This is a genomic window from Marinilactibacillus piezotolerans, from assembly GCF_900169305.1.
Classification (GTDB): domain Bacteria; phylum Bacillota; class Bacilli; order Lactobacillales; family Carnobacteriaceae_A; genus Marinilactibacillus; species Marinilactibacillus piezotolerans_A.
In genome coordinates this window covers 109,587-122,717 of the sequence record NZ_FWDP01000004.1, presented here as the reverse complement: position 1 = coordinate 122,717, position 13,131 = coordinate 109,587, and the positions used below count along the sequence as shown (strand labels likewise).

Annotated in this window: 15 protein-coding genes and 1 other annotated feature (1 of these 16 cut by a window edge); of the genes, 4 read left to right on the top strand and 11 right to left on the bottom strand. The window is 38.8% G+C overall.

The window, feature by feature from the left end; genetic code table 11:
- Position 1, bottom strand: a binding site (T-box leader) (it extends 230 nt beyond the left edge of the window).
- Positions 2 to 57: 56 nt separating this feature from the next.
- The 4 genes from tpx to B6F02_RS04585 all read right to left on the bottom strand — a co-directional run bounded on the left by tpx (position 58) and on the right by B6F02_RS04585 (position 4,869).
- The gene (gene tpx, locus B6F02_RS04600; RefSeq protein WP_080146199.1) at positions 58 to 561 is read right to left on the bottom strand and encodes a thiol peroxidase; all 504 of its coding nucleotides are present in this window, start codon (positions 559 to 561) and stop codon (positions 58 to 60) included.
- Positions 562 to 630: 69 nt separating this feature from the next.
- A complete protein-coding gene (thiI, locus tag B6F02_RS04595; RefSeq protein WP_080146198.1) occupies positions 631 to 1,845 on the bottom strand; it encodes a tRNA uracil 4-sulfurtransferase ThiI in 1,215 nt (404 codons plus the stop codon).
- 14 nt (positions 1,846 to 1,859) lie between these two features.
- Positions 1,860 to 2,999, bottom strand: coding sequence for a cysteine desulfurase family protein (locus B6F02_RS04590; protein ID WP_080146197.1), 1,140 nt, complete (start codon positions 2,997 to 2,999; stop codon positions 1,860 to 1,862).
- A gap of 157 nt (positions 3,000 to 3,156) precedes the next feature.
- On the bottom strand, positions 3,157 to 4,869 hold the full coding sequence (locus B6F02_RS04585; RefSeq protein WP_080146196.1) for a septation ring formation regulator EzrA: 1,713 nt from the start codon (positions 4,867 to 4,869) through the stop codon (positions 3,157 to 3,159).
- Between the two features lie 190 nt (positions 4,870 to 5,059).
- On the opposite strand from B6F02_RS04585, the gene B6F02_RS04580 reads away from it, so the two are divergent.
- A complete protein-coding gene (locus tag B6F02_RS04580; protein WP_080146195.1) occupies positions 5,060 to 5,521 on the top strand; it encodes a GAF domain-containing protein in 462 nt (153 codons plus the stop codon).
- A 56-nt stretch (positions 5,522 to 5,577) separates the two neighbouring features.
- Here B6F02_RS04580 and B6F02_RS04575 read toward each other — a convergent pair whose 3' ends face one another.
- The 7 genes from B6F02_RS04575 to B6F02_RS04545 all read right to left on the bottom strand — a co-directional run bounded on the left by B6F02_RS04575 (position 5,578) and on the right by B6F02_RS04545 (position 10,494).
- The gene (locus tag B6F02_RS04575; RefSeq protein WP_179128524.1) at positions 5,578 to 5,976 is read right to left on the bottom strand and encodes an NUDIX hydrolase; all 399 of its coding nucleotides are present in this window, start codon (positions 5,974 to 5,976) and stop codon (positions 5,578 to 5,580) included.
- 63 nt (positions 5,977 to 6,039) lie between these two features.
- On the bottom strand, positions 6,040 to 6,645 hold the full coding sequence (rpsD, locus tag B6F02_RS04570) for a 30S ribosomal protein S4 (protein WP_080146193.1): 606 nt from the start codon (positions 6,643 to 6,645) through the stop codon (positions 6,040 to 6,042).
- A gap of 274 nt (positions 6,646 to 6,919) precedes the next feature.
- Positions 6,920 to 8,062 carry a baeRF6 domain-containing protein gene (locus B6F02_RS04565; RefSeq protein ID WP_080146192.1) on the bottom strand — a complete coding sequence of 381 codons (1,143 nt, stop codon included), beginning with the start codon at positions 8,060 to 8,062 and terminating at the stop codon, positions 6,920 to 6,922.
- Between the two features lie 162 nt (positions 8,063 to 8,224).
- On the bottom strand, positions 8,225 to 8,860 hold the full coding sequence (locus tag B6F02_RS04560; protein ID WP_080146191.1) for a DUF1054 family protein: 636 nt from the start codon (positions 8,858 to 8,860) through the stop codon (positions 8,225 to 8,227).
- 90 nt (positions 8,861 to 8,950) lie between these two features.
- Positions 8,951 to 9,646: a 5'-methylthioadenosine/adenosylhomocysteine nucleosidase gene (locus tag B6F02_RS04555; RefSeq protein ID WP_080146190.1), complete on the bottom strand. Its 696-nt coding sequence runs from the start codon at positions 9,644 to 9,646 to the stop codon at positions 8,951 to 8,953.
- A gap of 33 nt (positions 9,647 to 9,679) precedes the next feature.
- A complete protein-coding gene (locus B6F02_RS04550) occupies positions 9,680 to 9,925 on the bottom strand; it encodes a hypothetical protein (protein ID WP_080146189.1) in 246 nt (81 codons plus the stop codon).
- A 14-nt stretch (positions 9,926 to 9,939) separates the two neighbouring features.
- The gene (locus B6F02_RS04545; RefSeq protein WP_080146188.1) at positions 9,940 to 10,494 is read right to left on the bottom strand and encodes an NUDIX hydrolase; all 555 of its coding nucleotides are present in this window, start codon (positions 10,492 to 10,494) and stop codon (positions 9,940 to 9,942) included.
- A gap of 237 nt (positions 10,495 to 10,731) precedes the next feature.
- On the opposite strand from B6F02_RS04545, the gene B6F02_RS04540 reads away from it, so the two are divergent.
- The 3 genes from B6F02_RS04540 (at position 10,732) to B6F02_RS04530 (ending at position 13,061) form a co-directional block, all read left to right on the top strand.
- The gene (locus B6F02_RS04540) at positions 10,732 to 11,433 is read left to right on the top strand and encodes a 5-bromo-4-chloroindolyl phosphate hydrolysis family protein (protein WP_143745218.1); all 702 of its coding nucleotides are present in this window, start codon (positions 10,732 to 10,734) and stop codon (positions 11,431 to 11,433) included.
- A gap of 58 nt (positions 11,434 to 11,491) precedes the next feature.
- Entirely contained in the window at positions 11,492 to 12,700 is a 1,209-nt protein-coding gene (locus B6F02_RS04535) for a toxic anion resistance protein (protein ID WP_080146186.1), read from the top strand.
- 115 nt (positions 12,701 to 12,815) lie between these two features.
- Complete coding sequence (locus B6F02_RS04530; RefSeq protein WP_080146185.1) at positions 12,816 to 13,061, top strand: GlsB/YeaQ/YmgE family stress response membrane protein; 246 nt, start codon at positions 12,816 to 12,818, stop codon at positions 13,059 to 13,061.
- Positions 13,062 to 13,131: the final 70 nt, after the last annotated feature.

Sequence of the window (13,131 nt, the reverse complement as noted above, 5' to 3'; positions counted from 1 at the left end):
GTGATTTTATTATGTTGTATATTCTATCAGACCAGCATTTGAAAAGAAAGCTTTTCTTTAAGACAATTCCGCTTCTTCATGTCTGGCAGCTGCAATGGCTTCTTCATAATTCGGATCTTCAGACATTTCTTTAACGACTTCTCTATAAACAATTTGACCGCTTCGATTCAAAACGAATACAGCTCTTGCCGTTTTATCCAGTTCTTCAATATACAATCCATACGCTTTAGAAAAAGATCGATCGCTATCATGAAGCAGATCCATATCGATTTGTTTAGCTGCACACCATTCTTTTTGTTCTTCTACAGTATTTGTAGAAATGGACAAGATACGGGTACTATCCAGAGAACTTGCCATATCATTGAACCGTGCCGTCTGTCTGGAGCAAGTACTTGTGTTGATATCAGGGAAAGTACTGATCAAGACAACCTCTCCTTTATGCTCTGATAAGGTGACTGTTTGATCATTCAGATCTTTTAAAGAAAAATCCGGTGCCTGATCCCCTTTGTTTGGAACGGTTGAATTTGTCGCAAGCTGTTTACCTTTCATCATTACATCCATGTGAACAACCTCTTTCTATCTAGTATTATATTTATTTTAACGTTCTAACTAGAGATTGTACAACAAAAACTACAGAAGATTCTCAAATAACTGTTTCTGTTTAGTATCCTGATTTGTGTTTTCAGAGATTTCTTCCATCTGAATACCAGCGACCGCTCTTTGCACCAGACCTTCGACGTCCATCTTTTCTTCAATTTCCAAAACATGTTTCAACTTTGGTTTTGTTCTAGGCTTTGGCGGTGTGAAAATCGTACAGCAGTCTTCATACGGTAAAATAGCTAAATCAAATGTATCGATTTTTTCTGCCAACTCAATGATTTCTGTTTTATCCATTGATATCAATGGTCTTAATATCGGTGCATGAGTAACTTCGTTGATGACAGCCATACTTTCCATTGTCTGAGAAGCAACTTGTCCAAGCGACTCTCCATTTACAATAGCCAGACCTTCTCTCTGCTCGCGCAATTGGTCCGTTATCCTCATCATCATACGACGAGTGATCGTCATGATATAGCCTTGAGGTACATGCTGCTTGATGGTTTCTTGGATTTCTGTGAATGGCACTTCGATAAAGGGTATCGGTCCAGAAAATTTTGTTAATTTTTCTGCAAGGTCTTTTGCTTTTTGCAGTGCCTGAGGACTTGTGTAAGGCGGACTATGAAAATGTACTGCCTCAAGATTGATTCCTTTTTTCATTGCCAAATATCCGGCTACTGGAGAATCAATTCCACCAGACAGCATCAACATACCTTTTCCGCTTGTTCCGGTCGGTAATCCTCCAGCACCCTTAGTAGAATCTACAGAAATAAATAATCCATCCAATCTGACTTCTACTCGAACATTGATAGAAGGATTTTTCATCTTAACTTGAATACCGGGAATGGCCTTATAAATATAGTCTCCTAATAGCTGGTTTACTTCATTTGTGTCATATTCCCAGTTATGGTCTGCTCTTCTAGTCGTGATTTTAAAAGACTTTCCAGGTGAAAATTGAGATTGTACTAAAAATAATGCGGCTGTTTTAGCTGCTTCAATTGATTTTTCCGTTTTAACGACCGGGGAAATCGTTTGAATCCCAAAGATCATACTCAAGCGTTCTATTACGGGTTCAGCTTCTTCTCCGTTCAGTTCGATATGCAGACGGTCTCTGTGGGCCTTGATTTTCAAATTTGGAGAGCCTTCAAAAGCTGCTCTGACATTATTGCCTAACTGTTTTATAAATTGTTTACGATTTTTTCCTTTTGTGGATAACTCACCGTATCTTGCCATTACTTCTGTAATCATGGTTTCCCTCTATTCTATTGGATCACTTTGAATGATTGATATATGGTATTGAATGTATCGACAAATCTATTCATTTCCTCTTGTGTATTCAAATCCGTCAGGCTAACTCGGATAGCCGTCTCAGCCACTGATTTAGGGATGCCCATCGCAGTAAGTGTACTGGATTCAGCTTGCTTTTTACTGGAGCAGGCACTCGTTGTCGAAACAAAGATCCCTTCTTTTTCCAAAGCATGAACGGTTACTTCTCCCTTTATTCCTTTTATGCCGAAGCATAGAATATGCGGTGCACTTTCTTCAGGGGTAAAGATGGTGACAAAATCTAATGAAGATAAATACTGACGAAGGGAATCCATCAACTTACGCATTTTTCCTTGCTTTTCGCTTTGCTGCTCCATCGCAATTTTCAAAGCTTTTGCCATGGCAACAATTCCTGGAACATTTTCTGTACCGCTGCGCTGTCCTGTCTCTTGACCACCGCCGCTCATTAAGGATTCCAGCTTGCGGCCTTGTTTCACATACACAAACCCTGTTCCACGAGGTCCATGAAATTTATGACCTGAAAAGACAGCCATATCTACGCGGCTATTCTCTCCTATGCGAAAGTCAACTTTTCCAACGGCTTGTACCGCATCTACATGAAAATGAACAGAAGGATAGTCTTTTAAAACAGTTCCTATAGCATCAATGGGTTGAATACTGCCGGTTTCATTGTTAACAGCCATTACCGAAACCAGAACCGTCTCTTCTCTTAAAGCGGCTTTTAACTCCTTGACTGAAACGACCCCATTCTTGTCAACAGGCAGATAAGTGACTTCCCATCCCATTCTTTGCAGCTGTTTTATCGATTCTTTAACTGCGGGATGCTCAATTTCTGACGTTATGAGATGTTTACCGTAGGCGGCTTTTTCAAACGCTGTTCCTTTTATAACCCAGTTATCGCCTTCCGTGCCTCCGCTGGTAAAGTAGATTTCTCCTTCTTTTACACCGATCAGATTGGCTATCAGTTTTCTAGATTGTGTCAGCAACCCTGTCGTCGTTTCCCCAAGGTCATGTAAACTGGATGGATTTCCGAAATAAGCTTTGCTGACTTTATTATAGGTATCCAATACAGAAGAATCGATTTTCGTTGTTGCACTGTTATCAAAATATATCATATCTGCACTCTTTCTATACTTCTTCTATTTATAACTTTCATCCGATGCTGTTAATTATCAAACGGTATACATTATAGCAAATTTTCAGAAAGCTTCAACTAGAAAAAAGAGCCTGAATGTGAAATTTATATCACATTCAGGCTCCTGAGCTTCTCTTTTAATTGAAATTTTTTTCTTTTAGATATTGATCCTTTACTTCTTGGAATGCACCTGGTTCAATAGCCTCCAGCTTTTCTCGGACCATTTTCAAAGAGGTTTCATAATCATACTCTTCTGAAAATAGGTTGCGACTATACTTAATGGTTTCCAATACTTCACTATGCTCTGTCTTATGTCGGTATAGTCGTTGACTGACTAATTCACTTAACACAGCCTGGTCTACCAATTCGTCCGTGTCTTTCGCTAGCTGCTCGACATCATCTTCACACATTTCATGCAGTCTGAACACTTCTTTCATATCCAGCTTCGGTGCAGCGATCGACTGACTCAATTGCTCAATATGATCTGTCGTGTAGAAGAAGAAGTCTAAATAACTTCCCGGTAAACCGGGTAAGTGTTTGCTCTCTACATAACGTTTCATTTCGCGCATGGCATTTTCCATTTCTTCCAGATCCGCCTTGATTTCCAGTTCGCTGTTTCGATAATCTTTCAGATTCTGGCTGACTGCCTGGATTTGATCATTGACCGTTTCCAGTTGATCGAATATATGGTTCAACTGCTGACTCGCTTCTGAAAAAGGCAAGCGATCTTCAGCAAGCAGCTCTGCAATTTTCATATATTTAGATTCTTCTGTTTCGATCATACGCTGAGATTGATCAGATTTTTCAGCTTCTTCATGATTCAGTACATAGCTTTGAGAAAGCCGATCGATTTCGATAAATAATTTTCGATTTTGTTCCTTCAAATAATGGAAGATTTTTCTTATTTGGTCGGTCAGTTCCTTTACTTCTTCTCTAGACTCTATTTCAAGTTCTAGTTTGTCATAAGTCTGATCAATTTTTTCTTCCAGCGAGCTGATTTCAGATCTAGCATGACTCACTTCCAATGCACCGATATGTGTACTGATACTTTCCAATTTCACGTAGACTTGAGCCAAATCTTCTTTTATAGAATCATCCGGAAATACATATCCTTCGTCTTTAAGAGATTGATATCCGCCTTCAAGCTCTTGAACCTGTTCAGATATTTCATCATCAATCACAGTTAACAGTTCAGGGATTTCTTCCATCAAGGTTTCCATATTGTCGATCGTTTCTTCCAGCTGTCTCAGCAGCTGATTGGCTTCTTCATGATCTCCTTCAGCTGTCAGATTAGAAAAAACAGAGAAGTCATGTTCCATCGTACCTAGGTTCTCTTCCAATGCATCGACGGCTCTGCCGAACGAAAAGCTTTTAGCTAGTAACTCTTTTCGAATCGTATGATACCGTTTTTTAATGTTTTCTATTTTTTTCAGATTGTCTTCTTCGCGCTTCATCAGTTCATCTAATGAGAGATTCAACGTCTTTAAAGCATCGCCAACTTCGCGTATTTTTCCTTCAGCCGCTTCTTGTTCCGTTCTGGACTTTTTAAACCGGTAACGATCAGTTGCTTGCTCTGCTTCAAATAGAAGGCTTTCGACCATTGGGAATTCTTTCGTTTCAATGCGGTCCCATTTAGCTTTCAACTCTTCAGCCGTTTCTTGAGACTGGCCAGTCATACTTTTATGATTGATCGACTGAATCTTTTCTATGGGAAATTCCTTCATGATTTTTGCTTTTTTTGCATCCAGTTCGTCAATGGTTCGATAATATTTTTTTCTGATTATATACGTTGCTATGTATAGTGCCACAATCAATAGCACTAAAACGATCACGACGATTCTTAACGTCATTTGTATTCCCTCCGACTAGGCTCTTGAAACATCTACACTTTCTGCCTGCTTTTCTCTTCTTAACAGTATATCAAACATTGAGGAAATATGTTATACTTACTAGCAAATTCTATTAAATAGCTTTACAAAAATTAAACATTTTTGTTGATAGCTTTAGTTATTGTATAAATCTGAATGAAAAGGTGATTAGATGTCAACTTCCACTCCTAAATATATGCTGAATAAACAGCTGGAAGCACTGCTTGAAGGCGAAAATAACATGATTGCGAATCTGAGTAATGCTTCTGCTCTGCTCTTCGAACAACTGAAGGATATCAACTGGGCAGGATTTTATCTCTGGGAAGAGGCAGATAAAGAACTTGTTCTTGGACCTTTTCAAGGAAAAGTAGCCTGTGTAAGAATCAAGAACGGCTCTGGTGTTTGCGGTTCTGCTTACAAAGACCAGGAAACTTATCTTGTACCTGATGTCCATGCTTTTCCTGGCCATATTGCTTGTGATGCTGCCAGCGAATCAGAAATTGTCGTCCCTGTGACTAAAGACGGCCGTCAGATTGGTGTGTTAGACATTGATGCGCCGATCAAAAATCGTTTTACCGAAGAAGATCAGGAAGTGCTGGAAGAATTTGTCCGCGTACTGATCAAACATATTTAATCTTGAATAAGACTAGTTTTGAGACTACTGAGTAGCCAAGCTAGTCTTTTTTTACGCTAATATAACTCCGTCCACTTCCAGTTTTTCATTACCGGATAAAAAGTTTCATTCATTCTTGATACTTCTGATATCGATACCCATTCGTAATAATCGTGCTCATCAGATAACTGAATGGCTTTTTCTTCATCGATCACTTTGCACAAATAGATTAACCCTGCTACTTGATGGTCTTTTGTATCGTTCATATAATTCCATGTATCGATGAGTTTGACTGGGGCGAATTCCAGTCCGAGTTCTTCGTTAACTTCCCTTATCAGCGTTTCTTCAATGCTTTCTCCATACTCCACTCTGCCGCCGGGCAATTCCAGCCTTTTGTCTTGAAAGGTTACTTTATGTACAGCAAGGAACTTTCCGTCTTTAAAAATCAGTCCCTTTACTCCAAAATCTAATAACATTTTTCTCCCGCTTTTCATCTAAAAAAAGCCTGCGCAAAAGCGCAGACTTTGTATAAATCAAGATTAACGGTTGTAGTATTCAACAATGTAAGAGTCGTCGATATCTGCAGGCATTTCTTCACGTAGTGGTAAACGTGTCAATGAACCTTCTAATTTTTCTTCGTCAAAAGTAACGAAGTCAGGACGTCCATATAATGATTCAACAGATTCTCTAATGACTTTAACATCTTTAGATTTTTCGCGAACACCAACAACTTGTCCAACTTTTACGCTGTAAGAAGGGATGTCAACGCGTTTTCCATCAACAGTGATGTGACCGTGGTTTACCAATTGACGAGCTTGACGACGAGTAGTCGCAAGACCAAGACGGTAAACAACATTGTCTAAACGTTGTTCTAGTAAGATCATGAAGTTAACACCGTGTTTACCTTCGCGGATTTTACCAGCTTTAACAAATAAGTTAAAGAATTGACGTTCGTTAACGCCATACATATAACGTAGTTTTTGTTTCTCTCTTAATTGACTTCCGTATTCTGAAACTTTGTTACGGCTTGTTGGTCCATGTTGCCCTGGAGCGTATGGACGACGTGCTAATTCTTTACCTGTTCCTGAAAGAGAAATGCCTAAACGACGAGATCTTTTCCAAGATGACCCTGTAAAACGTGCCATGATTGTATTCCTCCAATAATTTTTTTGGAGTAAAATAACGGGATAGAAATTCAGTAATACGTGCAGTTTCTCTGAACTTTCGCCATCGCAGCCGCAGGTTACTCATTAACTGACTTAAGAAACTGTTGACGCGGTTACCATTTCTTGCTGCATTATTTTACACAAAGGCTAGTATATCGGATATCCTTCAGTAAGTCAAGTTTTAGTCAAATAAAAAACTAAGCCGCTCCTTAAAGCTGAGCGACTCAGTTTTAGTTCAGATCATCTGGACAGTTTAGAATCTCAGAATAGCCGCGATACCTGTATCGGATGGCATGCTGGCTGTTTCTAAAACATAGACTTTCCCATTTGTTTTCAGTACATTTTGTACGAGTTGGTTAACATAGGCATTGATCTCAGCGCCTTCGTGATATTGTCCATTCTCGTCGATCGTTCCATTTACTTGATAGTGGTCTTCAATCAGCAAGGTTTCGATTTGTCCCTGGATACTCGCCATCGCCAAGTCGCTGTACTGGGCTTCCAGACGGTATTCCGGAGTCGTTTCATTGAAACGTTCGACTAATGATTTATAGCGGCGATCAATGATCTCATTGACTACTTCGCTTGCTTTGTCTTGAATCTCTGCAGTAGTCAACTGAGCCGTTGACCCTTCCACTTTTGTCTCATCTAAATGAGGATTCTTAGATAGTTTTTCAAAATCAGAAATATTTTCAGGTAAAGCAAAAATCACGAGCGGTAAGCCTGTCGGTTTACTGTAGTGTTCGAAGACATATTTGTCGACAACACGGAAATAATTATCCTGGTCAATTTGTACTTCATTACTTTTTTCATTATGACCATGGAACATTCCTTGTCCAGCAGAGCCGTTATAATCAGCAGCATTTAACTGTCCGCCAGTCAGTTCTTCCCCTAGTGCTTTTTCAAGATCTGTCGGTGCATCATCCGGCAGCGGGATTTCTTGCAGTTGTGCTCCGCGACCATTAAATAACCTGAATTTGTCATGGTTCAGACACAATAGGTGATAATAGCTGACATATTGGAAATTGGCAATCAGCGGCAGGACATAAGCCTGATTGGAAATCACTACACCATTGTCTATTGGAACACTCAATCTATAAAAATAAGCATCTGTTTTTGTAACGTAAAACACTACGCTGGCAGATATTCTGCGCCAGAAATTTGTATCATCTCTGACTCCTTTAATTTGATCTAAAAAGGTTTCACAAGTTTTTTCGTCATAAAGATCGCAGATTTTTTCTTTTGCCTCTTTTAATAGATTCTGAAATTGAATCTGATTGGCCTCTGTCTCAAATGCATTTGCTTGTGCATTTAAGGAGATAGACAGATACACCTCATCCGTCTGCAAAATTTCATCGGTTGGAAATGCAAATAATTCTTTCATATTTTCACCTTCCATTGTCTAATTTCCTTTATACATCGATACCTATATTTTGTATGGATGAAAAGGATGCTATAAATTCATCATACTGAATACGTTATTAATTGTCTAAAGATATGCAATGTCAGTTTATTCCCTGTAAAAAAAGCTTATATTCCAAGCAACAGGCGACGTACGCTCCTATGCTTCTTCTAACCGATGATGAGTATCCAATAATTGTTTATAGAGAGGCATTAATTGAGTTATCGTTTCTTCAATAAAAGATCGCTGGGCTTTTGCATCCATCAGCAGAGTGCTGGATGAAGAAATGATTCTTCCAACCATCATTTCTCCTTTTTTGACCTTCAGCATTCTTTCCAATAATCGTATGCCTGTCTGCTCCGTTAGCGGTTCTATTTTCGTTTTAGTATGGTCCCCAGAAATGACATAATCTTCTGATAGTTCATTCCAGTTTTCTTGATGATTCAGCAGCGCTTCTCCCATTTCTCGCTCGTATAAAGGTTGATCGATAATGGATACAAAGATAAAAATATACTCTTCGTTGATTCCGATCTGAAGATGCGGAAACTTTTTATAGCCTCGTTTATTCCCGCCGATCGCACTCCATGTCGACTCTGGCGGATTGGTTGTTCTGCGGATATGCTGAGCAATATGAAATGCGGCAGGATACCCTGTCTCTTCAGAAACCAGTGGAGCATATTGCTCACCTATACTCTGAAAAACGGGTTGGATATGCTCACGTATCGTTTGCATCCGTTCGTCTAATCCCTGAATGTCAAATATCTCAAAATCTTTTTTTCTGAATGTCTTATGCATAGAATCTTCCTTTATATTTTTCTAAGTAAATAACTCCGTATTCACTGTTTATCCAGTATACGGAGTTATTTTCAGTTAATACGTATTGAATTATGCTGATAGATTCGTTAAAAATTGCAGGACCATATCAGCAGACTGTTTCCCGGCTTGCTCAATAAAAGTATCAAAGGAAACTGAAGCTTCCTCGTCAGCTGTATCCGATAACGCTCTAATAACAATTACTGGAACATCGAACTGATAACAGGTCTGTGCAACGGCTGTTCCTTCCATTTCAGTGACCAGTGCTTCTGAAAATGCTGCTCTGATTTCTGATGTTCTCTTTTGATCTGCAATAAAAGAATCTCCTGTAACGATCAGTCCCTGGATAATGCTCCAACCAGTCTGCTCAGCTGCTGCAGCAACTTGCTCTATCAACTGAGCATCAGCCTGATAGCGGGTTGGCATTTGCGGGACTTGTCCAAAGTCATAACCGAAAACTTGGGCATCCACATCATTATACGTCAGCTCTGTTGAAAGAACGAGGTCTCCTACATGCAGACCTTCTTTAATTCCGCCAGCTGACCCAGTATTCATAACAGCATCTACTTTAAAAGTTTGAATCAACAAAGCTGTTGCGATTGCTGCATTGACTTTCCCGATACCTGACTGGACAACCGTTACCTCTTGATGATTGATTGTACCATTAAAGAAAGTCTGATTGGCGATCGTTTGTGTTTCCTTATGCTCAATATGGTCAACCAAAACTCTGACTTCTTGTTCCATAGCAGCTATAATGCCTATCTTCATTTATGTAACACTCCTTTTTTATACTGATTAAAACTATCCATAAAAAGCATATACGAGCACAATAGCTAACAATAAGGCGACAACGATAATGGCTCTGGTCAGTCGTTTTTCCACTTTTCGGTACCGTTCCATCTCGTCTAATCTCTTTTTGGTTGTTCTGCCTTGCTTAGCTAATTCCCGCTCTTTTTTACGGCTGTCCTTTTTCTGTTTTCTGGTTGCTTTAACGTCTTCTTTTTCTTGCTTTTTTTTCTGTTGTTTCAAGTCTTTTCTAGATTGCATATGCTCCTACCTTTTTATTTGAAATTTTGAAGTCTGGTCATTTTCCAATAAAATAATGCAAAAACACTTTTCGAGTCTCTCAAAGTTCCTTTTTCATATTCAGTCCATGCTTCTTCAAATGTGAGTGTCATCAGTTCAATCGTCTCGTCCTCGTCTTTTGGAAGAGGATTTTCCGCTAATTTCAGTCCTCTTGCTTCATAGATTTCAAGAAATTCATCTGTAAAACCAGGCGTGCTGTAAAATGAAGTGACAAAGTTCCATTGTTCTCCCTGATACCCAGTTTCTTCTTCCAGTTCGCGTTTAGCCGTTACCAAGCCATCTTCATCCTCTTCATCTTTCAAACCAGCTGGTATTTCAACACTAATTTGCTCAATGGCTTTGCGGTACTGTTTAACAAAAAGCATTTTGTCGTCTTCTGTCAATGCTATGACAGCCGCTGCTCCATCATGCCTTACGATCTCTCTTTTTGAATGCTGACCATTTGGAAGCAGCACCTCTTCTATTACATATTTAGTGACTTTCCCATCATAGATCACTTCACTGCTGAGGGTCTTTTCTTCAAATTCCATTTAGTTCACTTCTTTCCGTTTATCTGTTAAATTGAACTTATCATTAGAGCACTTACACACTTTTTATGTTCTAACTGTATTTTTGCCTACTCTAGTTATACTATATCCAGCAGCATATGAAAAGCCTAGTTAGATGATAAGCGGTTAAATCATCCTTAGGTCCTATGTCATAATGATTCAATTTTGTGATAAAATAAGGGTACAAATCAAAAGGACATTCTTATGGAGGAACTTAAAATGAAAAATAATCGATTAGCCGAAACATTGATTTATTTACTGACCTGTATAACCATCTTATTTATTTTCATCATGCTTGTTGCACTTGACTTCCCAATTATTCCTGCCGCTCTCTTCAGTACTGCTGCCGGAGTGCTGCTGCTATATATGCGCGGAAGAAAACACTTGTCGAATAATACAAAACAAAAGCTGCCAAAACTCTCTTCAGAAAAAGAAGCTTTCTATGAGTCAAAAGGATTAGGCAAAGAAGATATTCAATATTTCCGTCAAACGATGCAGAATGCAAAACACCAAATCAAAAAAATCGAGACGTATATGACTGCAACTGGAAAACTTAAAGCCATTGAAAACCGAAATAACACGATTCACTTAACAAAATCACTATTCAAAGAAATCATTAAAGAGCCCAATCGACTACATGAAGTCGATCAGTTCCTCTATGTCCACTTGCCTTCTCTAGCTGATCTTTCTGAGAAGTACGTGGAAATCGATAACCATCAGGCTAAGAGCAAAGCGACCTATGATATGCTGGATAAATCTTCCCAGACTTTAGATAAAATGTGCCAGCAGATCGCAGAAGATTATGTGGAATTCAAGTCTGATGATATCGAAGATATGGAAGTTGAAGTAGAGCTTGCAAAAAGATCACTGGACAAGGATAATGAATTTAACCATGAATCTATTCATAACGAAGAAGTATAACTTTTGAATATGTTCATTAAAACTGACGAAACTCTTTTCTGAAAGGATGTTACTTTTTATGGTGGATAATCAGAACCAGAATCCCACAAAAGTACAAGACAAAACAAATAGCGAGTTAGACGATCTGCTGGCTAACCCGTTCGGCAATACAATGGAAAATCCTCCAGCTCCTCAAATGCAGACCGAGGATACTTCTGCAGCTGAACAAGCTGAAAATAGAAAGCTGATCGATACACTGCCGGAAGAACGCCAGAAACAAGCACGTGCACTTTCCAAACAAATTGTAGATACAGATATCGACGCCGTTCTCAATTATGGATCGACAGCTCAGCAAAAACTGGGCGATTTTTCACACTCTGTATTGAACCACGTTCAAAATCAGGAAACAGGTCATATTGGTGAAACACTGAATGATCTGATGTTTCGCTTAAAGGAAAGTAATCCTGATGACTTAAGAGCAGATGATCGTAATATCTTTAAAAAAATGTTCCGTAAAATTAATCGTTCTATTTATGAGACGACCGCAAAATATCAAAAAATCGGTGCACAGATCGATAAGATTGCAGTAAAGCTAGACAAAGAAAAAGATTTGCTGTTGAAAGATAATGAAATGCTCGATGCACTATATGAGAAAAACTATGAATACTTTGAAGCCTTAAACATCTATATTGCAGCTGGAGAGGTAAAACTCGAAGAACTACAAAACCAAACGATTCCAGAAGCGATGAAAGCAGCTGAGAACAGTACCAATCAAATGGATGTTCAACGTGTTAATGACTTGAATCAGTTCCAGAATCGTTTAGAAAAACGAGTTTATGACTTAAAAGTGGCTCGTCAAATGACGATCCAGCAAGCCCCGCAGATTCGTCTGATTCAAAATACCAATCAGGCATTGTCTGAGAAAATTCAGACATCAATCAATACAGCGATTCCTTTATGGAAAAATCAGATTGTTGTTGCACTGACTCTGCTTCGTCAGAAAGAAGCCGTAACTGCTCAGCGTCAGGTTTCTGAGACAACCAATGATCTATTGACTAAGAATTCAGAAATGCTTAAACAGTCTTCTATTGAAACGGCTCGTGAGAATGAGCGCGGCATCATAGATATTGAAACGCTCGAGAAAACTCAAACAGATCTAGTTGAAACTTTAGAAGAGACCTTATCGATCCAGCAAGAAGGGCGTACAAAACGTCAAGAAGCTGAAAAACAATTGGTTCGTATGGAAGATCGCCTAAGAGATCAACTCTTGAAAATCAACGATCGTTAACCTTTAAACTCCTCGTATGATTATGAGGAGTTTTTCTTATAAGTTGAAATGTTTGAACTAAATATCTCAATGTTTTATAGTAGTAACATAAAGAAGCAAAGGAGAGGTAAAAATTATGTTAGGATTTATTTTAAGTTTGATTATTGGTGGTATTGTAGGTGCAATCGGTGAGGCAATCATCGGTAAAGAAGTACCCGGCGGTATCATCGGAAACATTATTTTAGGGTTCTTAGGTTCTGCTCTAGGTGGATTTTTATTAGGAGACTTAGGACCAAGTATATGGGGTATTGCTATCATCCCTGCAATTATTGGGGCAATTATTTTAGTATTCCTATATAGCTTAATTGCTAAAAAAGCCTAATCACCAAACTTTTAATAACTAAATTTAAAAACCTCTTTAAACCTGGTCTTTCCGGTTTAAAGAGGTTTTT